Origin of the sequence: Streptomyces sp. ID05-26A (genome assembly GCF_033794685.1) — a bacterium.
In the GTDB taxonomy this organism is placed as follows: domain Bacteria; phylum Actinomycetota; class Actinomycetes; order Mycobacteriales; family Pseudonocardiaceae; genus Lentzea.
In genome coordinates this window covers 387,927-411,384 of sequence record NZ_JARAYZ010000007.1, presented here as the reverse complement: position 1 = coordinate 411,384, position 23,458 = coordinate 387,927, and the positions used below count along the sequence as shown (strand labels likewise).

Sequence of the window (23,458 nt, the reverse complement as noted above, 5' to 3'; positions counted from 1 at the left end):
ACGCCGGTCACGAACGCGCCGGTCACGAACGCGCCGGTCACGAACGCGCCGGTCACGAACGCGCCGGTCACGAACGCGCCGGTCACGAACGCGCCGGTCACGAACGCGCCGGTCACCAGCACGCCGGTCACCAGCACGCCGGTCACCAGCACGCCGGTCACCAGCACGCCGGTCACCAACACCAACCCGACTGGGCAAACCAACCCGGCACGCACCGACACCAGCAACCCAGCCACACCGACACCACAACGGCCACAAGGATCGAACGGCAACACACCGCCGACGAACTTCCAGGCCACGCCCGCGCCGTTCGCTGTCGGCGATACAGGAGGGTTCCTGCCGGTCGCTGCCCCCGACACGCTTGGGCACGACAGCCTGGCCCAGGACTCCCTGCCTGCCGAGACCCTGCCTGCCGAGACCCTGCCTGCCGAGACCCAGCCTGCCGAGACCCAGCCTGCCGAAGCCCAACCCGACACGGCTACCGCGGCGAGACTGCCGCTCAGGCACGAGAGCGACATCCCCATCGGACCCGCGCTCGGACTCGACTCACCTACCACCGACACCGGCCAACTCGGCCGGGACGCCGCTGCGCCGGAGCTTGCGCTCGGTGGTGCTCCGCATGGCTACTCACGCGAACGTCTCGCTGGCGCTCCTGCGGCGCAGCGCGGGCGTCGGCACGCGGTGCCGCGATTTGGCGCGCTGGACGACACGCCCGTCGTGAGATCGGCGTTCGAAGTGCGACGCGCCGGCCAGGGACCCGACGGAGTCGTCGAGCTCACCGTTCGCATCAACTTCGCCACGGAGGGAGATGTCAGCGGCGCCGATCGGAACCGCGCGATCCTCGACGCCCAGAGGGCTGTCGACGAGTTCCACAACAAGCCGAACCTCCGGTTGCCCTCCGGCGAGCTGATCCGCGTCCGCGTCGTTCCCGTCTCGGCGAGCGAACCGGCACATCACACCGTGGTGCTCGGCCGCGATCAGGTCATCGACCAGAACCACTGGAGGCCAGATCAGTTCCCGGCGCAGACCGCGCACGAGGTCAACCACATGCTCGGCCTCCCAGACGAGTACACGGAGGACTCGACGGGGGCGGAGCAGGAGGGCTTCAACCTCGACGACACGTTGATGGGCAGGCATGTCACCAGGGACCGTGACGGCCGCCCTGTGCTTCCCAAGGTCGCGATGTCCCAGCGCTACCTCGACGTGTTGGCGCTCAACATCGGAGAGCCAGATCCGCTGGACACCGTCGTCACCCCGGAGGTCGATCCCGGCACGATCCTGCCGAAGGTCTACGGCGGTGGAACTGAGTCCTCCGGCGCTATCGGTGGTTCCGGTGCAGACCCCGATCCCTCGCGGGACTTCGAGGGTGAGGAGGTGGTCCACGGCCACAACCGGCGCGGCAAGACGAGAACCAGCAACGTGCTCACCGAGGAACAGATTCGCAGGAGCCTGCCCGCCTACCTTCGGCAGAGCCGTTCGCTCGGGACCGCCGAGCAGAAGACCAAGCTGTCGGGTCCGGCTCTCGACCTCAGGCATCAGCTGAAGAAGATGCTGCCGGAAGTCAAGTCCTGGCAAGGACAGGACGGTCTGGTTCCGTTCCTGGAGAACTTCGCGTCCATCGCGCTGCACGATGGTGGCCTTCCCATCGGCGTCGAGGGCGACGGCGTGAAGTACGAACTGAGGGTCGAAGGAGCCTTCGACTGGGACAACATCGAGGTCAGAAGGAAAGCCTCCTACACGCTGAGGATGCAGACCAAGGCGAAGACCAGGTCGGCCACGGACGCCACGCACCAGCGTTCGTTCCAGGCGACCGCGATGGGTCAGTTCACCGGGTTGCCCGGCTTCGTCACCCTGGACCAGGTCCTTGGTTCCGCGATGCCCGACGAGCAGGTCACCAGCGTCCGCAAGCGCGAGGTGGCCGGCTCGATGATGACGTTCTTCTCGTCGACGCACGAGGTCGACGTTCCGATGCGGATCAAGTTCTCGCTCCGGCACATCGACACCGGCCTGCCCGTGCTCGGCGCGTCCGGTCTGCCGGTCACCACCGAGGACGACGCGAACACGGTCCTGGCCCTGTCTCCGGATCTGCACTCGTCCGACATCGCCGGTGATCGCGTTCACGACGTGTTTTCCGGCAAGGAGTCCCTGAGCGACGTGGACCCCGCCATGACCCAGCGGGAACGGCAGGAAGCCGTGCTGGAGTTGATGGGAATCCGCCCGGTGAGGCAGCTACCGCCGAAGAGCATCGCCGTGGAGTCGGTAGCCATCACGAGGGGCAAGGACGATCCGGCTTCGAGGTCGATCCCCGAGCAGGTGATCGAGATGCTCGGGCCGAAGTACAAGGGTGCGGTCGCCGTCGGCACCCAGGGGCGCGAGGTCGTGCAGGACTTCCTCAACGAGGGCAACATCAAGGGCAACCTCGCTCGGATGGCCGTGTTCGACGGCGACAACAACCCCGAGGTCGGCTGGGTGCGCTCCGACCAGATCTTCCAGGGTGGCGACCCGCTCAAGAGGAACTGGCGCAAGAAGTCGACCCAGCTCGAAATGCGCGCGGTCGCCCGGTGGGTGCGGGTCAACGGCACCGAGAAGATGTCGGTCATCAACCGCTCGCACCACCACAACGAGTTCTCGACGAAGGCCAGGATCGGCCGCCTGCTGCGCTGGAACGGCTACAAGGGTGTCGGGTTCGACGCCAAGTTCCTGGTCAACATCGGCGGTGGCGTCGCCTACGACATGACCGTCGAAAAGCACACGACGACAGGCCACGAGCAGTCATCTGCGGCGAAGCACGGCATCGAGATCAACGGCGACCAGGTTCGCTACGAGATGGTCTACGACCTTGAGGTGCGTCAGGCCGGAAACCGGGGCAAGAAACCGCTGAAGCTGGAGAACGTGGTCAGCGCTCACCAGTGGACGAGCAAGCGGAAAGCCGTCCAGTACGGAATCGTCGAGACGGAGGAAACCCCCGCCTTCCGCACGGGAACCGACAGGACCACCCAGGGGCCGCGTGAGTTCGAGCTGGGCGACGCGTTGCTGGGCCAGTTGGAGGAGGTCAACAGCGGCGAGCTGCTCTACAACGCGCTCAAGCCCGTGCTGACCCAGTTGCCGAAGGTGCCGCTGGAGGAGGGGTGGTACCTCGACCAGTCGAGATTCGCGAAGGTATGGGCCAACATCAAGGCGAACCGCGAAGTCGAGAAGCAGAACCGCTACCGGCTCGCGAAGGACTTCACCGACACCGATCTCACGAGGCTGACGGGCCGGTTCGCCGAGGCGATCGCCACGGGTGCCGCCATCAGGGATCACCTGTCGGAGCGGGAGATCGAGGTGCTCGTCGAACAGATGATGAGCGGAAACGGCCTCCACATTCCGTTGCAGAGGACGACCTGGGGACACGTGCGCCAGGAGACGATCATCCTCAGGGGACGGCTCGGTGAGATCGAGGAGGGAGATCCCCTCGACGACGTCACCGCCAGGGAGCAGTACCGGAACAAGATCGTCGGCGCTGGTGAGTTCGAGCAGGCCAAGGAGCGTGAGTTCGGCCTTGGCCCGCAGGGCAGGGCGCTCATGCCGCTCAAGAACTCGAAGACCACCGCAGCCTTCCTCGTGCTGCTGTTCGGGTATCGCGGTGGCCGGTCCAAGCTCACCGGGCAGGGCCTGACGCAGACCTCCAAGCGCAACGTCGAGATCAAGGCCGCCGACACGCTGACGAAGGACGGCAAGCTCGGCGACCTCAAGCTTCGCCAGTTCCGCACCAGGCTGACGATCGACACCGAGATCGACTTCACGGAACGGCGCGTCAGGTCGCTGCGCAAACTCATCCCCGGCAGCCCTGGCAGGGATGTTCCGAAGACCGTTCCGCTGACCACGCCCGAACCCGTGACGTTCGACGTGCGCCTCCTGCTGCCGGAGACGTTGCTCACCGAGCCGAACCCGGATCTGCTCGCAGCCGGACCGGCGGCGAAGCCGAATGCGCCGCTCGGCGGCGACGACCTCAAGCCCCCGCTCGCGCTCCAGCCGGGTATGTCCCGCTCGTTCGACGACGTCCGTGTCGTGAGCCTCTCGTCCTCGGCGGTGCGGATTCTCAGGGAGAGCGCGGAGAACGTGCTCAGCACCGCCGCGGACAACGACCCGGTCGTGCGGTCTCGCAACCACAACTTCGGACTCGCCCTCAACGATCGGCTGTCGGTCGACGTCCTGAAGAACAACACGATGCTGCTCAGCACCACGACGGTCATCGGCCCCGCCGAGCTTCACCACGAGCGGCGGCTCGCGGACCTGACCGCGGGACTGGGAGTCTCGTTCAAGGCCACGTTGTCCGCGCGGCAGCCGAGCAGCGAGCAGTTCCACGAGTTCCTCCGCGAACACGAGGCCTGGGCCAAGCAGACGGCCTTGAGTGCTTCCGGCTCGCAGAAGCGTGTCTACGGGGTCTTCGTGCCTATCGTGACGAACCTGGACTACACGTCCACGGCCGGCGCGGGGAACAACGAGGTCGCGCCCAGAGGAATCCTGGTGTGGGTCGTCTCTCCCTACAGTTCCAGCAGGGGACAGGCAGAGGGCCAGCACCTCAAGGGTGGCGAGAAGCTCGGGGTCGGCACACCGCCGCAGCGCATGATCCTGGCGCGCGTCGACCTGGAGGCCACGGTCACGGCCGAGGCCCGGCACAAGAGCAACCTCAGCCTCTCGATGGAGCAGGACGCACCGGCCACGGCAGGCGAGGTCGTCGATCTGCCGGAGTCCGCGCTGGTCTGGCTCACCGAGAAGCAGTTCGAAGAACTCGCCGTCGGCGAACCCGTCGCGGACACCCAGCCCGTCCTTCCGCACCCCGCTCGCAAGACCGATGTGCCCTACTCCCTGCGCGAGGACAAGGTCGAGAAGCAGTCGCTCGGCATCGGCGGCGCCATCGAGCCGGTCGACCTCTCGGGCGAGATCGCCGCGCTGAGGCGGAAACTGGGCGAGAACCCGGCGGTCGGACCGGAGCTCGCGGCCAGGCTGCTGCCCGACAGCGCCCTCGATCCCAAGAACGCCAACACCGCCAGGATCAAGGCGGTCCTGTCCGACGTGCACGGCATGGCGAACAGCCTGATCAACGGCGGACGACTGGAACCGGTCCGCCTGGAGGACAGGTTCAGCGGGCGCACCTACGATCTGGTGATCGAGGGGAAGATCGCCGGGACGTCCCGACGAGGCGTGGTCAAGTTCTTCACGAAGCTCAAGTCGACGGTGACCGCGGAGTTCGGCGCGAAGTCGGTCAAGAGCCGGGCACGGACGCTGCTGACCACGATCCTCTCCCCACGTCCCGCACTCGCCATCAGGGAGGAACAGGGACCGGCCACAGAGGACGGTCGCGCTCAGGGGCAGGTCGGTGCGGGCCAGGGGATCGAGGGTGTCTTCGGCATCCGGGAGTCCAAGGCGACGGCTGAGACCGCGTCGAAGTACACCCACGCGGGCTCGCTCAAGGGACCGGCCGTGAGCCACCCGGCCACGCTGGAGCTGAAGCTGAAGGTCGAGCGGCACGGCGAGGTCCTCGCGTCCTTGCCCGTGTCCAGGGAGGTCAGCCTCGACAAGCTCGCGGAGGAGACGTTCCCCGAACCGAAGCGAGCGAAGTTCGGGCATGCCGAGATCACCCCGGACCAGCCGGCGACGAAGCTCACCGACGAGGCTCTGCGAGACTGGCGTTCCGGCACTCCCGACGAGAACGTCGTGAAGTTGCCCGACATCACCAGCTACTGGGCCGAGCACTACTTCGGCGACATCGAAGTGCTTCGGCGTCAGGCGGAGGAAGCCCTGGCACAGTCCGGGGTGAAGGTCGACGCGGCACTGCGCCGGCTGATCAGATCGAGCATCACGGTGACGAACGTCCGCGCGGGACTGACGGCGGCCGTCGACGGCGACTTCAAGGTCCCGCTGCCCGGCAAGCTCGGTCGTGATCTGGAGATCCACATCAGGCTGCGCGACCCGCGCTTCGCCAGCACCAGCGCCTCGGTGGACATCAAGTCGTACGCCATGAAGTCCCTCAGGGAGGAGACGAAGCTCTTCACGGGCCACGCCACCGACGTGATGGCCGTATCGCCGTACGGTGCGGGAGGCGAGAGCAACGTCCTCGGCCCCGACAGTCGCGCCGCGAGCGGCGCGGACCAGGCCGCGGACAAGCCGTCACAGCGAAGCCCGCTCGCGGACAAGTCAGGCGCGGCACACCGTCAGGTCACGATCTACAACGGACCGGAGTCCGAAAAGGTCGCGAGCACCAGGAACATGGGTCCGGTTCGGATGTTCGATCCGCTCATGCCGTGGACGATCGCGCCCGACGACAAGCTGTCCCGTGTCCTGCTGACCGACGCGGACATCCGCATCGTCGTGAAGCCGACGCTGTCGACGACGAAGGAGCCGACGCACCGCGTCAGGAACTTCGTCAAGGCCCTCAAGGCTGATCCCGCCGTCAAGAAGGTCAGGAACAGCGGATTCGTCAGGGGAACCAGGAAGCTGGCGGGCGGAGTCGCCGACCAGCTGACCAAACTGACGGTCACCGACGGCGGTTCGCCCGGCACCGTGAGGCCGAGGACGTGGACCAAGCCGTTCGCCATGATCTCGCGCGGTGGTCAGAAGGTGACGAGGTTCGGCCGTCGTGTCGTGCCGTCGACCGGCGCCGCGAAGGTGGAGCAGGACAACGGATCGAGTGTCCCCGCGCCCAAGGTCCAGTCCAGGCGGTTCAAGAGGATCAAGCCGGTCTATCGGGATCTGACGGTGTACGACGGCTACGCCGTGCGGATGCTGGACGCGAAGGCGGAGGAGATCACGGGGAAGGCACTTCCGCCGGAACTGGCCGCGGCGACGAGGCTGCTCGCCGCGAAGGGCAAGACGTGGTTCGAGGCCAACCAGAAGACGAGCGGCGCGGAAGCGGAGAGCAAGGCACTGGAACGGTCGCTCGGTGACGCCGCCCGCGAACGGGCGTTCCGCCTGGCCGAGCGCGACGCGCTGGCCACCGCGATCGAACAGCGCACCGCCGATGTGGCGCGACTGCGTGTCGAGTTCAACAACAGCGTCGCGGAGACGGTCCGGCTTCGCTGGACGACGTCGACGAAACTCTGGCGACAGGCGCAAGGGGAACGAGCGCGGCGACGCGCGGCCCTGGCGGAGGCCGAGACGGACCTGCGGGCGAAGTCGGACCTACTGACCAGAGTGGACGGTGAGCTCGCACCGGGCGGCGGTGACCTGGAGCGGTTGCGCGAGTTCCTCGTGGCTCTGAACAAGCTGGAGGTGGCGCGGCAGAACGAGGAGACAGAGGCGCGCGAATGGTGGTACGCCAAGGAGAACTACGACCGCAAGGTGGCCGGCCTGCATCGCGACGAGGCAGAGGAGGCGCGTACCGGCGAGCCCGCCGCGAAACGTCCGGCGGCTGAGGAGAAGCAGCCAGCCTCCGTGAAGTCGAGGCGGGCAGGCCAGAGCGCCGGTGCGAAGCCGGGTTTGTCGTCGATCGTCGAGGAACCGGAGACTCAGCCGAACGAGACGCCCACGACGCCCGAGGTGACCGCGACACCTGGGGCGACCGCGCCGCCTGGGGCGACCGCGCCGCCTGGGGCGACCGCGCCGCCTGAGGTGACCGCGCCGCCTGAGGTGACTGTGACGCCCGTCGCGACCGCGACGCCCGCGGTGACGTCGACGCCTGAGGCGACCGCGACACCCGTGGCGCACGAGAGTTCGTCCAGCGGCACGCGACCCGCCGCGGAAAGCGGCCACGAGGTTGCGGGAAGCGCTTCCCCGGCACCCGCGAGGTCGACATCGGGTCCCGCCACCCCGCCGACACGGACGGAGCCGATCGCGCGGGCCGACAGGCCGGCCGCGAACCTTGCCGTGCCATCGGTTCCGGCGGCTCCGGTGCGGACGAACACGCCGGTGCTACCCGCACTCGACTTGGGCGACTCCGACTGGATGTCGAGTGTGACCGACCAGATCCAGCTTCCGCACGCTCCGGTGCCGGTCGGCCTGAACGAGGGGGTGCTGGCACCGGGCGCGGTGGACCAGGACCGGTCCTCCAGTCGGCCGGCCGAGCACGGGCGTGGCCAGCTGGCGCAGGCCACGCCGCACTCGCGTGGCCGGATCAGGTCGCTGCCGCGCCAGGTGCGCACGGTGCGGCGACCGGGGATGCCCGGCCGGATCGAGCACGTCGGTGTGCCCGTGGTGGAGCGGTCCGAGTTCATCGTGCGAAGGGCGGTGGAGAGCGCCGTTCCCACGACTGAGATCACCGTGGTCGTGGACCTCGTCGGTGGTCAGGAGCACGGACAGGACGTTGTCGAGGCGGCGTGGTGGAACGCGCAGCGAGGAGTGACCCGGTACCTGAACCAGCGCAAACTCCGGCTGCCCAACGGCGACCTGCTGAGGTTCCGTCTGGTCAAGCCGGAAGCGGAGCCTGCCGCGACACCTCACAGGGTGACGCTGCTGCCGACCGGTGACGGCTTCACGAAGACCGCGCTGGCGCAGGTCGACCAGGCAAGTTGGCACCCTGACCAGCCGCCGGTGTTCGGCGCGCACGAGTTCATGCACATGATCGGTCTGGTCGACGAGTACGGCCGACCGGAAGCCGTGGACGGCGTCGATGTCGACAAGACGCTGATGGGAAGGTTCTACCGCGCGGGCGACGACGGTTCGTTGCTGGTACGCGAGCCCGACTTTCCGCCCCGGTTCACGGACGTGCTGCACCAGATGATCGGCGAGGTCGCCCTGGAGACGCCCGCGCCCGTCCCGGCTCCTCCCGGCCAGGCGGGGCCGGTAGTGCCGGTACCGCCGCCTCTGGACGCCGGTGACGTGACGCGATACCTCGCCGCACTGGCCGATGTGCCGATCACCGGGACAGACAGCGAGACCGACCTCCATCTGCGCATGGAGGCGTTGTACAACCTCGGTGCCGATGACATCAGGCGGGTCTTCCTGATCGGTGCGACGAGCCACTCCGCTCTGACGATCGAAACCGGCAGCGGGCATCTGGTGCTGGACCCCGAGGTCAGCCCCGGCCGTCCGCTGACCTTGGCCGAATGGGCGACCGCTGTGGGGGAGCCGCTGGACGCCGAGCACGCCGTGCAGGAGGTGCTGTGGGCGCTGAACGAGAAACCCGTGGGCCCGTCGCCCACCGGACGGCCCGAGCTTGTGATCACCAGGGCTTGGGGCATCAGGGCTCCGTGGCTGGAGTTCGCGTCCGCGCCTCTGTCCAGGGCCAGCGCCTGGCTCGACTCGCTGACCTCCAACGCCAGGGTCGCCTTGATGACGCGCGTCAGTGCGATGAGCGCGTTGGACCAGGCCTACTTCCACGACCGGCTGGTGTCGATGACCGGCGTGGAGCTGGCCTCACTGGCCCGCGACCTCCACAATGGACAGTTCGACCTCGGTCTGCTTTCCTGGGACGACGTGGTGAGTCTCGCCAAGCAACGAGTCGCGCAGCTTCCCGCTGACTACACCGACTGGCTCGCCAACAGTGAAGCGGTCCACCACTACGCCGCCGCCGTCGCGCCGGCGCTGCAAGGGCAGAACGCGGACGACTTCCGTGATGTCGTCACGTGGTGGACCCTCTCCAGAGGAGAAGAGCGCGCACAACGGCTGATCGTGGAGTTCGCCGCCTCCCAAGGCATCGGGGTACCGGCGACGCGGCCGCCGCAGCCTTTGAAGACCGGCCGTGACCTGACGATGTCCAGGGCGAACACTCAGTTGCGGGATCTGCTTCTCGCGACCGTCCCGCGCGGCACGAGGTTCGCCGATCCACACTCCTTCGCCCGGTTGATCAACGGCTCCGTGTTCGCGGAGACGGGACGCCAGACCAACGGTGCCGATGCGGCGGTCGCGTTCAGGGAAACGTGGTACGGGGAACCGCGGGTGGCGGCGCCGATGCCCAACGCCAAGGCCGTCGGGAGCGAAGCCGCGCACGACATGATGGAGCACAGGGTCGGGCATCGGCCGCAGCGCGTGGGCGAGGGGCAGGCCGCGTTCGAGAACGTGGTCGACAAGGTGCGGCGGCTCGGGCCGGGCTCGTCGGCGGTGGTGCTCGACGGCTCCCCGACAGCGGCGTTGCTCGCGTTGAACGTCGTCAACCACAACGGCACCGTCTACGTGGTGAACGCGCAGCACGGCACCGTGACACGGGCCGGCGACTACGCCCACGCGGACGACGCCGAGGTGCACGCCCTCGTGCAGGACCCGTGGGGCCGACCCGTCGTGGATCACGACCTGGGCTGGCGCGACGATGTGGCGCACGGCTCCTCGGTGCTTGCCGGGGCGTCGCCGGACGAGCGGCGGGAAGCGTGGGAGACAGCGGATCGCCTTCTGCCGCTTCCCGGCCAGTTGACGCCTGAGCTGACGCGGCAGTGGGACGACGTGCGCACGCTCGTCGCCGCCGAACGGGTGCAGCACGATGAGCCTGCGGCGGTGGCGCTGGCGTCGCGGCTGAGGGTGAGGCTGGGCCTTGGCGTCACCACCTTCCCCGCCGCGGCCGGGGACTCTGGTGGCATCGGGTTCGATCCCGGGGGGACGAGCCAGGCCGTCTACGACGCGCTCTACCAGGTGGTGCGGGCGGACGGGCGGACCTCGTTCGTGGTGGTGGCGACGATGGAGCAGGATCGGTTCCGGGTAGACGGAAAGCTGCTGGACGGAGCCGAGTTCGCCGATCTGCTGGCGAGTTCGCCCGCGTTCCAGGCATATCTGTCTTCCGGCGAGTCGGCGGTGGAGCTGGTCGCCGCCGACCCAGGGACTCCCGGCGAGTCGAACGCGGCGGCGCGGAGGTTCCTGGAGCGGTTGCGCGAAGCGGCGCCGCAGGTGACCGCGTTGCAGGCGACCGCCCAGATGGGTACCGGTCCCGCCGGCGAGCCGGTCGTCACGATGTTGCTCTGGGAGGATCTGCTGATCCGGCCGGTCGACGTGGTGTGGGCCATCACTGCGGAGACACGGCAGTCCGCGCCGTTCGTTCTGTCGGCCGGCCCAATTGACATGGCGCGCAGCGTCATGAGCTTCGGACTGAAAGCCAAGAACCCCGACTTCCTCATGCGTTCCGTGTGGGAGCGCCGCAGCCGGTACCACGGCCTCGACAATCGGACGTTGAAGCCGCAGATGTGGGCTCAGCACACCGAGGGGGCGGCGACTCGTCCGTTCACGGTGGTCTTGGACGTCGACGCGGAGGGGAAGTACTTCAACCTCGAACTGAACGGTAGGCGCTTCCGCAAGGTGTCCGGGCAGGAGATGGCTCGCCTGCTCCTCGGTTCCCCGATGTTCGCGCGGGTGGCCGCGTTGCGGCGGCGGCCACCACTGCTGCTGTTCGTCCGTCACAACGGCTCCGGAGGTGTCGCGTCCGACACTGCCCTCGTGGACTTGATGACCGCGCTTGCGAAACTGAGCGGTCCGTGGCAGATACACCACTATCAGGGGGAGCTTGTCTTCGATCGTGATGGGCTCGAACTCGAGCTCGACGCTCAGGTGGCTACCAGTGCCGCGCTGCCGCTCAACTCCGTCCGCACTCTCATCCACGGATCTGAGTTCAATTTCAGCAGCGGGCCCGCGAGTGCTCGTCGTGCCGAGAGCGCGGAAGCTCCCCTGAGCGAGATTCTCACGTTGTTGTCCCAGGGAACCCAGGGACCGGCCAAAGAGCCGATGATCGTCAGGGTGGAGACCGTCGACGGCAAGCTCGCGGTGGTGACGACCATGCACGGAGCGGGCGTGAACAACACGTCGCGTCTGCACGAGATCGGTGGCCGGCATCTTGGCGCGATTCTGCTTCAGATCCCGGCGTTCCGGAAGGGGCTGCGCGAAGGACGCCCGGTGGTCCTGGACATGCCGGCAGGCGGCAGGAAGATCGGGTTCGGGGATGTCGACTTCGAGGTCGCGAGTGCGTTGCGGCGCCAGGCAGGCTACTTCGGCGAGGTGTACTCCAGGCGTGCGCTGAAGGGCGGCGCGCTCCCAGGGCAGATCGGCTGGGTCTCGGCGTCGCGGTTGCGAGCCGGTGATCTGGTCACCTGGTTGCTCAGGAATGCCGAGGGCACGCCCGTCGCGGCGTTCGTCCGGTATCCCGGCGACGAGAACCGCCTTCGGGAGGCTCAGAGGTGGGCGTGGAACGTGACGCTCGACAGCGTGAAGCTGATCAATTCCACCGGGCCGGATGGCGTCGTCCGGTCGGAGGAGGCGGACTGGACCAAATACGGTGATCTCGCGCTGCCGTTCGTCGTGATCGCCGAACAGGGGGCGAACGGGTTCCAGGCGTATCGGTACGACGGCCTGCCGCTCACCGTTCCGCTGAAGTCGCTGATCAAGGTGCTGCGTGCGGACCTCGGTGTTCAGGACGCGTTGGTCGAGGGTGACGTCCGGCCGGTCGTGTTCCTCCAGCCCAGCGGGACCGCCGTCGACGGGGCCGTGGTAAGCCAGTCTCTGGTCAAGGGAGGTCTGTGGGTTGACGTCTACACGCTGGACGGGGGGTGGTCGCTGACCGACCAGGGCAGGATCGAGGTCAAGAGCGGGGCACTGGTCTCGGTGTCTCCGGAGCTTCCGCAACCCAAGCGGTTCGTTTCAGGGCTGCTGAAGGACTCCCTGCTCGGCGTGCACGGACAGTTCTTTCCTTTGAGGCAGTCCGACTTTTCGGTGCCCATGAATCGCTCCAAGATCCAGACGGGCGCGATTTCGACGGCGTACTACTTCAAGCAGATTTCTCCTGCCGTGGTCGACGCCAACGGCGTGGAGACATCGGCGGCGAGGTTCAGCCCGTATCTCATGCCGCTGGCCGTGATCGACGCCCCGGTGTGGCTTCTCCAGGGACACGGTCTTCCCAGGGAAAAAGGCTTCGCTCTGGCGTTGTCGACGGACAGGCCGTTCGCCCTGGGGCACACGGTCCCGATGAACGGTGAGAATGCCGCGCGGCTCATGTTCGCCAGCGGCAGTCTTCTCAAGGTGACCCCGCCGCGGAACGCCAACCTTCAGCTGGTCGTGTGCTCAGTCGGCCAGGTTCCGCCGACCATGTCGGAGAGTCCCGCGCAGCGGCATCTGACGGAATGGCGACGACTTGTCGGGTCCGACACGGTCGTCTCCTCAGCGGGAACCAAGTTGGTCAGCATGTTCGCGAGCATGAAGCGGACCTACTACACCGTGGAAGACGGCGGTTCCTACGTCCTCAACGGTGGCTCCCCGGTGGACGTGCCTCTGGCCGATCTGGCGGCCAAGGAGATCCCCTCGGTCACCGTCGACCTGTCCTCTCCCACTCCGGCGCAGCAGGAGAGTGTGCGCGACATCGCGCGGCGGGTGGCGCGCGCCGCCGCGTGGCGCAAGACCAACGAGGCCGCTCTTCCCGAGGTCACGATCACCGGGCAGGATCACGCGCACGCGGAACAGGAGCTCCGCGGCACGCTGGTCGAGGAATGGACGATGCTCGGCCGCCTCGGAGCGGGCCTCACCCCCGACGACGTCCTGGTACACAGCGGTGTCGGCGGCGGGGAGGCCGACACCACGATCGCCGTCGACCTCCCCGACGACGACCTCGGGTTCGACGCCGTCAACCTCGTGTCCGACCGAGACCCCAAGTGGCTGACCGACTTCGACCTCGACATGCTCGAAAGCTCGTTCGCCAAGCTGGCGTTCCCGCCGGCGGGAGCTTCGCCTGCCGCGAGTAGCGCGGCTTCCCCCACACCACAGCCGTTGCCCTCGCCGCCGCCGATCAGTGCCCACGGCCCCACCCCGACCGCGGCAGGAGGCGTGGTCATGTCGGCGGGCACCTGGGCGGACGCGATCCGCGCACGGGCGCTGAACGACGTTCCGCCACCCTCGGAGGGCAAGCCCTTCTATGTGGTCGCCGCACCGCAGGACTTCGAGGACTCCGGTGCCGAGCTGGCGTACCGACTGCGCCGGTTGCCCCTGTACCGGACCGGAATCGCCGTTCCGACGACGCCGGTGCGCCTGGTGCTGCTCGGAGACGAGACGACCGAACCCGAGCGGCTGGCGAGGGAGTTCGCCGAGGCGTTGCCGGACAGCGGTTCCCCGCGGCCGATCGAGGTGGCGACGGAAGCGCTGAGTTTCCAGCGAGTCGCTGGAACGGAAGACAGCGCGGGGAGCGAGAGCGGCGACGGCTCCGGACAGACGCGCGCGCTGTCCTTCCCGCCGAGCGAGCACGGGAGCGACACCGGCTCGGACAGCGATGGAACCGAGAACAGCGATGGCAGCGTGCGGACGTCTCCGTCGTTCCTTCCGCAGATCGAGTCCGAGGTCGACACGGTGGCCGTGCGGTTCGAGCGGATGCGCACCAGCCTGCGAGCAGGCGAACAGCGCAAGATCCGCAAGCTTGTGCAGAGGGCCATCTACGACGCCAACGCGAGGGCTGCCAGGGGACTGCCCGCCCCCACGATCACCGTGATCGGGCACAGGGAAACCGGTGTGCGGCGGCTCCTGGACGTCTTCGTGCCGAAGCGCACCGCGCAGGTCCGCCGTGAGATCGAACGGGAGCTGCGGGCGGAGCTGCAACTGATGCCACCCGACGCCCAGGCGCGGATGAACATCGACATCACCGTCCGGAACGAGATTTCGGCGCGGGGCAGCCGGAACATGGTCCTGGTCCGGACGGACACCGAGGACGTGACACCGTCTCAGCGGGCGCTCGACGGCTACGGCGAGGTCATGCGGGGTATCTCGTCCAGTCTCGCGCTGAACGACGAGCAGGCGCGGTTCATGGTGGCGCAGTTCGAGGAGCTGGCCGGCGAGGGACGGCTTGAGTACCGCGGCCTTCCCTCCGAGACGAGTGCCCACCTCGCGGCTCTGGACGCGTCGTTGGCGAGGCTCGATGACGCCGACCTCGCGGTGCGGGTGCGTGTCCTGGTCAACGACGCCCTTCTGGCCGCGAGCCTCGTGCCCACCAGAGAACAGCAGCGGTCCGCCCGTACCCGCAGGGGGACCGAGATCGACCGGCAGGCGATTCAGCCGATCACCCAGCGCAGGCTCTCCCAACTGCTCACCGAGATCAACGACCTGCTCGCGGTGGGCGCGAACCCGTTCGACGCCATCGGATCTCCGGTGCGGAACATCTCCCTTCCCTCGCATCAACCGCTGGCCGTGCGCCTGGCACGGCTCGGGCTGGTGAACCTGGCGCCGTCAGCGCGAGCGGCGATGGCAAGCGATCCGCTCTTCACCCGGCTTGAGCGGAATCCCGCCGCGATGAAGGAGGCCTTGTTCGCCACCACCGGAAACGAGGAGCAGTACTTCCTCAACACCTGTTCCGTCGCCTCGATGGACTCGGCCCTGCGCAACACGGTTCCGACGCTGGCGAGCCTGCTGTACCTCGGTCGTCGCACGGCGGAGGAAACGATCAGCTCGCTCGCCGAGACGGACGAGGAAACGAAGGCCCACCGGGATCGTGCTCTCGGACGGTCCTATGAGGACATGGTCGTCAAGCGGGCCAGCGAGGCGAAGCAGGCCTTCGACCTGATCGAACAGCGCGCGATCAGGCTCGTGGACCTGGACCAGTCCGACCCGGCGGTACGGCGGCAGTGGCGTGACCTGGCCGGGCAGTGGGGCCGCGTCATGCAGAAGCTCGCCGCCGCCGATCTGTCGGACGCCGAGCCGGCCGTGCTGACGCGCAAGCTGTTCCACGATCGCTGGACGGTGAACGCGCTGTCGTGGCCTCTCCTCGCCGATCGGCCACACCGCAGGCTTCGCGGTGTCAGCAGGCTCGCCTACATTTACAAGCTGCGGCGCCACCTGGCGGCGGACCCGGATGGTCAACGGTTCGGCGACCGCGACCTGGTGCAGTTCCGGTCCATGGTGAAGCCGCTCAGCAGCGTCATCGAGACCCCGAAGTCGATGAACGAGTTCTGGGAACTTGTGGCCGACACACGAGGAGTGCTGCTCACCACTCCGAACCATGCCGTCTTCGTCCAGGCGAGCACGGCGCACGCCCGCCGCACGTTCGTGCTCAACGACAGCGTGTACACGCACCCCGCGTCGCTCAGCCTGGACGAGTTCGCCACCTGGGCTCGGGATCTCAAGGTGGACGTCGGCGCGCAGTTCCTCTCCGACGAGGACGACGGCGTGTCAGGGGTGGAGGGCGCCGACTCCGGCGAGGACGCGCACGTCCGCATCCCGATCTCCTCCGCCATCGGCGCGGACGCCGGGGTTTTCTTCCCCACCACCGAGTCGTCCGGGCTCAGTACGTCCTCCGGGTCAGGTCTGCGGCGTTCGGCCACGCCGGCGGAATCGGTCGCCGGACCGAAGCCCGCTGGACCGCAGCCGAACACTGCGCCGATGGAGATCAACCGGACGCTGGCGCAGGCTGGGCCGCCGATGAACGCGGGGCCGTCGAGGAACGCGGGGCCGCCGATGAACGCGGGGCCGCCGAGGAACGCGGGGCCGCCGATGAACGCGGGGCCGCCGAAGGTCGCCGGTCCGGCTTGGAAGCCGCTTCGTGACAGGGAAGGGGAGCTCGGGCTGTGGCTGTGGTCGCTCACCGACCAGGTGAACGCGAACTTCAGCAGGCTGGAAGCGGACGCGACGTGGGCGGAACGCTGGATCTTCCTCCACCAGTTCGGAATGCTGGACGAGCCGGCGCGCAAGCTCTTTGCCGAGTACCTCCATAATGACCAGGTAACTTCGTTGTCGCTGACGTGGCCCGCAGTCGTTGCGATGATGGATGCCCACCTGAGCGAGGTCGACCGCGACACGCTGCGGACCTCGCTGAGGGTGGCGAGGCAGGCGGTGGCGAGGTCGGGCCAGTTCCAGGGCGCGTTGCCCACCACCATGGTCAGCGAGGTCACGGACCTCGCCGCCATGTGGCACCTTGACCACGAAACCCTGCCACCACAGGACCTCATCGAGGATCTTCTCGAAGTGGCCGACGTTCGGCCGCAGTACAACGTCGACTCGATCATCCCCCCGCTGCTGGACGTGGTGACCCTGCCGCGCACGGGGCTTCCTCCGCCACAGCTCAGCGACGCGCTGGAGGCCGCGGTCCCGCCTGGGACGCTTCATGCCGACCCACGGTCGTTCGCGAGGCTGGTCCGTGGCGAGAAGCAGCGCGGTGGCGACGAGCCCGATCTCCTCGATGTCGTGATCGCGGTCCACGAGACCTTCACCGGCAGGCCGCGTCCCGCGCTCTCGGTGCTCGCCGGTGGTTCGCTCGGCATGGAGCATTTCGAGTCGCGGATCGGTTCCCAGCCCCAGTACGTCGGTGTGGGCACGGACGCGATTTCGGAGGTGACGAGGCAGGTTCGTGAGGCAGGGCATGGAGCGAGCGCCCTGGTGTTCGGCCGTTCGGTGCACGGGGTCGAGTGGGTGTGGAACGTCCTGAACCACGACGGCGATGTGTTTCTGGTCGACCCGAACACAGGGGACGTCAGCCTCGCGGAGGACGACATCAGGCTGGCGGGCGCAGAGGACAGGCTGCCGATCTACGAGGTGCACGTGTCCGCGTTCCGTCCGGACGGAACGCTCATCGACGTCTCCGCGCGGAAGGCGATCACCATACCGGTCTGGAACGAGAGCGAGGACCGCTCGAACCTGGAGCCGCTGGTATTCGACGACGAAGAGTCGCCGGTCGACGAGGAACCGCCTGGCATCGAGGAACCGCCGGTCGGGGCCGAGACGGACGAGATGCCGTGGGCCGATCAGTTCGAGGCCGCGATGTTCCACATGGCCAACCTGCCGTTCTTGCAGCAGGAGATGCTGAACGAGATCGTGGACGAGATCGCCGATGTGGACGACGAGATCCGTATGGTTCTCGGTCATGAGCTCGACGTGCGGGGCGAGGAGGCCGCGCGAGCCAAGGCGGAGCGGCTGGCACTGCGGTTCGGCGCCGACCGGATCACGTTGCGCGGCGTCGAGCGGGGCAGCACCACCGGCACGGGGCCGAAGACGCCGTGGCTGGAGCACGGACCCCGCACGTTGGCCCGTGGTGGCTCTTCTCACGGCTCTGACGGCTCGGAATGGTCCGACGCCTCGCCGCGAGAGAACGCACGATCCGTCAGCCCGGTCGACGCCAGCTCACTGGCCACCGAAATCGAGCTGGACCGGGCGAACTCGCCTGTCACCGGCGAGACCGGGAAGAACAACGAGGTCGCTCCGGGGGGCGAACTCGGCAACGCCTACGTTCGCGACCCGCTCGGGACCGCGGCGTCGGGCGCGCTGTTCCTCACCTCGGGAGACGACGGCGAGGCCAGGGTGTGGGACGAGCTGTACGAGTCCCTGCCGGAACACGGCCTGACGACCGCGCCCTTCTACGTGTTCGTGTCCGTGACGGAGGGAGGGTTCGCACACGACGACAGCCTGATTACCGGCGCCGAGCTCGCGCGGATCGTGTCGAGCTCTCCCCATTTCCAGCAGTACGCCGGCGACGGTTCGGTGCCGTTGCGTGTGATCGGTTCGGAGATCGAGGATCTGGAGGAGTTTCTCGACCAGGTGGAGGAGTTCACCCGCGAGCTGAACGGCGACGGGCCGCCTCGTGTGGTCGAGGTGGCTACCGGCGACCTGCGGCTGGACGACGAGGGTGTCGCCTTCGTCGAAGACGGCGACTTCGTCACGGTGACCGCGACCGACAACGCCGTTCAGGACGTCGAGTTCGATTCCCAGGAGGTGTCGTGGACTCCCCTTGAGCACACGGACGATCCTGTTTTCGGTCTGGCTCTCGTCCTCGGTGACGACAGGAACGCGTTCCTCAACCACTCGCTGAGTCTCTACGGATCAAACGCGATCATGAGCGCGATCGGCAGGCGCCGCAACGTCTCCGATCGCTCCGAGCCGGCGACGCTGGAGATGCCTCCGTGGGCGCCCTCTGCCCTGGGCGATCGAGCCCGGCCGGTGATGATCGTGCTGGCGATGCGCGCGGGGGAGTTCGTCGTTCCGCTGAAGGACGGCCGGTCAGCGGTCGTTCCGGTAGCGCGGATGGCACGGCTGGTGTTCGAGTCGCCGACGTACCAGAAGCTGAAGGGCCAGGCGGTTCGGGGAGACCTTCTCCTGTTCATCAGCGCGGAGAACACCGACCGGGACCATCAGAGCACCGTCAGCGCCGATCTGCGGGAGGCGTTGCGCGCGTTGGACGGGACCTCGTGGCCTGGCTACGACTACGTGGGCGAGCTCGAGTTCGAGTCGAAGGGTCTGGTCGTGCCGCTGGGCGCGAAGATCACCAAGACCGGCTCGATGTCGGTGAGCGAGATCGACAGGGTGGCCTCTGGCAGGGTGCTCGGGTTCCCCGCCACCGACGACGAGGCCCGGTCGCTGCGTGAGCTCGCTGATCAGGAGCAGCGCGGTGTTTCCGTCGTGCGGCGGCCTTCGCACCTGTCGGGACGGCGCAAGCCCCTGCTGGTCGCCGCCCACTCGCCTGACGGTCGCGTGGTCCTGGTCAGGTCGTCGACCGGGGTGACCTACGAACTGGACGGACACCGGTTCGGTCAGACGTTGCTGACCGATCCCGCCTTCCGCCACGCGCTGGAGTCCGACCCGGATCGTCCTGTGCTGCTCAGCATCCACGCGGCCGGTCGGGAGCTGAACACAGGTCACGTCGGCTTCGCGCTGGCAGGGGCGTTGCACGAGGCCGGGATCTTCAACGACGTGTACGCCCCGTCGCCGGACTCGGACGACGGATGGGCGCTGGTGTCCGGGCTGCGAGCCGGTGACCTGAAGTTCGACGTGCTGAACAACATGTACGACAAGCCGGTCGCGGTGTTCGTCCGAAGCGAAGGGGATCAGGACGACTACGAGGAGACGAGGGACTGGGCGGAGGACGTCACCGCGACCAGCCTGAGGACCTACGACCGGACGGACGAGACCGGCACCCACGAGGAGAGCACGCCCTGGCCTGCCGGCGTCATGCCGCTGTTCGTGATCTTCAAATCCGGTCCGTCCGGAGCGCACGGACTGCGTCACGGCCGTACGGACGAGAGCGGTCAGGAGGACACGCGGCCGGTGTCGGTGACGGCCGAACAGCTCGCGAAGGTGCTGAGGGCCGATCCCCGGATGCGCCAGCTACTGCCCGCGGATGGCAATCGTCCCTTGGTGGTCGTGTCACCGGGCTGGTCGTCAGCCGACGGCCGGACGTTCACCGACGTGTTCTCCCAGGGGGGTTTCCGCAGGAACGTTCATCTGCTGGCGAGTGGCCAGCTCACCGGCCCCGGCTGGTTCGAGGTGGACGGGTCCAGGCTGGAGACCTTCACCCCGCCTCCTCCAAGGCCTGACGACATCGTGTCGTACCCGTCGGCGAACGGGAAACTGGGCACTTACGGGCAGTTCTTCCCAAACAACGTGAACGACGTCCTATGGATGTCGGCCGGAGCGCGCCGTGACCGTGCCGTGCGGCACCTGTACTACCTCAAGGAGATCTCGCCGGCGACCAAGGACGAGAACGGCGGCGAGGTGCCCGCGAGGTACGCCCCGTACCTGACGCCCTTCGCGTACTCCGACAAGGCCGTGTGGGTGCAGATCGGCCACGGGGACGTGGATGGCCTTGAGTTCAGGACGAAGACCGACTCACTTCTGCACTTCGGTGACAGTGTCACGCTCCGGGGCGGCGACGCGGCCAGGGTCATGTACGGCACCTCTGCGTACATGAGTGCGCGTCCCGACCGGGAACGCCCGATCATGCTGGTGTTCTGCATGGCCGACGCGGTGAGCGCCGGTAAGAACGAAAGCGACGCCAAGGCCCTGGGCAAGGAGTGGAACAAGGCCGTCAGCGCGAAGGCCGTCACCTATGCCGCCGAGACGGTCATGATGACTTTTCCTGGTAAGCCGGTCGTGGTCACGGCAGGCGGCTCGCTGGCCGACGCCGACCGTTCCCCCGGCGATGGCGGCGGGTCGGTGCCACTCTCGGACCTGGCAGCCAATCGGATCGATCCGCTCGAGGTCGAGCTGTCCTGGCGAGGAAACGAACTGCTGGCACGAGACGCCGAGCGGGTACGGCAGATCGCGCGCAAGGTCGCCAGGGCGGCGGCATGGCGTCAGCGGAACGAAGCCGACCTGCCGGAGGTGACGATCTCCACCGAACCGGTCGCCGCGGTCTTCCGTGCCGAGTTGGCCGCTGAACTCACGCGACTCGGGAGGCTGGGCCGCGAGGTTCTGCCTACGGATGTCGCTGTCACGGTCGAGGGGCGCCCCCACCAGAGGCGGTTCGCCAGAATCAGTGTCGTCCTGCCTGGACACGCGCTCGGGGCCGACGCGGTGGCCGGTATCACCGGGCCACTCAACGGCATCGCGAACGCCGAGGTCGACGCGCTGGAGACGGCGTTCGCCAAGCTCGTGAACGACGCGCCGCAGCCTCGGACGGAGACCGTCGGTGCGGACCCGGTGGCGGACGCCCTGCCTTCGCCGTCCACCACGGACGCCGCGCCTTCGCCGTCTGCCACAGGCGACGCACCGGATGCTCGACTGAACGAGCCCGACGCGGCGTCCACAGAGGACGTTCGACCGCCGATCCACCGCGATGGCCTGCCGGAGCTTCCCTGGACCGACGAGGTCGACCGTGCTCAGCGGTACCTCCTGCGACTCACTCCTGCGCAGCGATGGACGCTGCTGGACAAGGTCTCGCAGGGTTTCGTCGTCTCGGACGCCGCCTTCCGCGCGGTGCTGGCCCGCGAACTCGGGGTGAAGGGCAACAACGTCGCGTTGGCGAGGGCCAGGAGGCTGGCCGCCCGGTTCGGTGAGGACCAGGTCCGGATTCGTCCCGGTGGCCTCAAGGAGACGGACGCCTGGCTGGCGCACAGCACGTCGTCCCCAAGGGCTCATTCCGGCAGCGAGTCGGACCCCGGTGTCCTCCTGCTGGACTCGCCGGAGGGGACGATCGTCGAGTCGTCGGAGGACGAGTCGTCGGACGTCGCGTCGGCGGCCGACTCGTCGGGTGGCGGCTCCCCGGTGTTCGCGGTGCTGCCGGACGTCTTCCCGCCGGCGGGAATCGTGGCGTCCGGTGCGTTGAGCTACGACTCGGGGCTGGGCACGGACAAGGCCTTCTGGGAGCGGGTGTACGCGACCCTGGAGGAAGCCACCGAGCTGACCAGGATCGGGCCTCCTCCGTTCTACGTCTTCGTGACCTGGGCCGGCAACAAGATCATGGTCGACGGCAAGCTGGTGGACGGCACCCAGTTGGCCGAGGCCATGCGGAGGTCGCCTCACTTCCAGGCGTACGCCGCCGATCGTTCGGTGCCGATCAGGCTGGTCGGCCGCACGTACCGGGACAAGCTCCGGTCCATCCCCTCGGAGCACAAGATGGCCATGCAGTTCCTCCAGGCGGATCGGGGGCCGACCGACGCGTTCCGGTACGCGGAGCTGGCCGTTCAGCAGGTCGAGGCCGACAGCAACGGTGACATCGTTCCGGTTCCGGACATCGGCTATCTCCCTGTGCCCGTGATCGAGCCGGACGATGTCCAGTGGACGGCGTTCACGGGTCCGACCGGCGAGAACTTCGGGCTCGCGTTCGACGTCGAACCGCTGTCGACCATCGCTCGACGGCTGAAGCCGGTGGAATCCGATCTGGCGCTGCGGCTGATCTACGAGGAAGTGCCTCACTCCACGCGCGTCCTGCTCACCCGGCAGGCATGGGTGCCCGAGACGTTCGGGTCCAGGGTTCGCCCCGTGCTGGTCGCGCTCAGCAGCAGGGACGGCGTGTTCATGGTGCCGTTGCCTGGCGGGCACGCCACCGCGGCGACTCCGTTGAGGATGGCGGAGCTGCTGCTCGGCTCCACGGCGTTCAAGCCCTACCGCTCCCTGATCACGAGACCTCGGCTCCTGCTGCTCAGCGACGACCCCGGTGACGGCGGTCAGGGGCGGACCGTGGCCGACTTCGCGGACGCTCTTCAGCGGCTCAACGGTGAGCCTTGGCAGACACATGAGTTCGCGGGCAGGCTGGCCTACGGCACCGCTGGACTCATCCTTCCCCCCAACGCCGTCGTCAACGCTGGCCCTCCGCTGTCGATTCGGTCAGTCTTCACGATCATCACGCCGTCGGTGTTCGGGTTCCCGGCGGACAGTGGCGCGTCCGCGCGGATCGCCGACCTCGCCGACGAGGTGGACAGCGGGATGTCGAACCTCGATGGTCCTTGGACGTCGGTGCGCCGCACGCGAGGCAAGAAGCCACTGTTCGTCGTCGTGGACTCGCCTGACGGCACCTACGCGCGAGTCATGTCACGGGCCGGCAGAAAGTACGACGTGAGCGGCGCAGACCTGGCGTCGATGCTGCTCAGGGTTCCCGATTTCGCCGAGGCGCTGGACGATGATCCGGACGTCCCGGTGGTCCTGCTGGCTCGCGACGCGGGACGATCCGTACCCGGTGGCTCACTGGGATACCAGTTCGCCGGTGAGCTGCGCGGCAGGGTTGGCTTCTTCGGTGACGTCTATGCGCCGATCGGAGATCCCGACGCCCCAGAAGACCGTTCGGACGTCGAGTTCGCCCGCGTGTCGAACCTGCGAGGAACAGACCTCGAAGTCGACTTCCTGCTCGGCGCGGCCGGGGAGACGCTCGGGCTGTACTTCTTCGGAGACGGCA

1 protein-coding gene (running past one end of the window) is annotated in these 23,458 nt (G+C 67.9%); it reads left to right on the top strand.

What is annotated here, in order from left to right; genetic code table 11:
* Positions 1-717 precede the first annotated feature (717 nt).
* Positions 718-23,458 carry the 5' portion of a toxin glutamine deamidase domain-containing protein gene (locus PV646_RS41445; RefSeq protein ID WP_500348280.1) on the top strand. Its footprint extends 12,515 nt past the window's final position, so 22,741 of the gene's 35,256 nt are visible here — the first part of the coding sequence; the start codon lies at positions 718-720; the stop codon falls past the right edge of the window.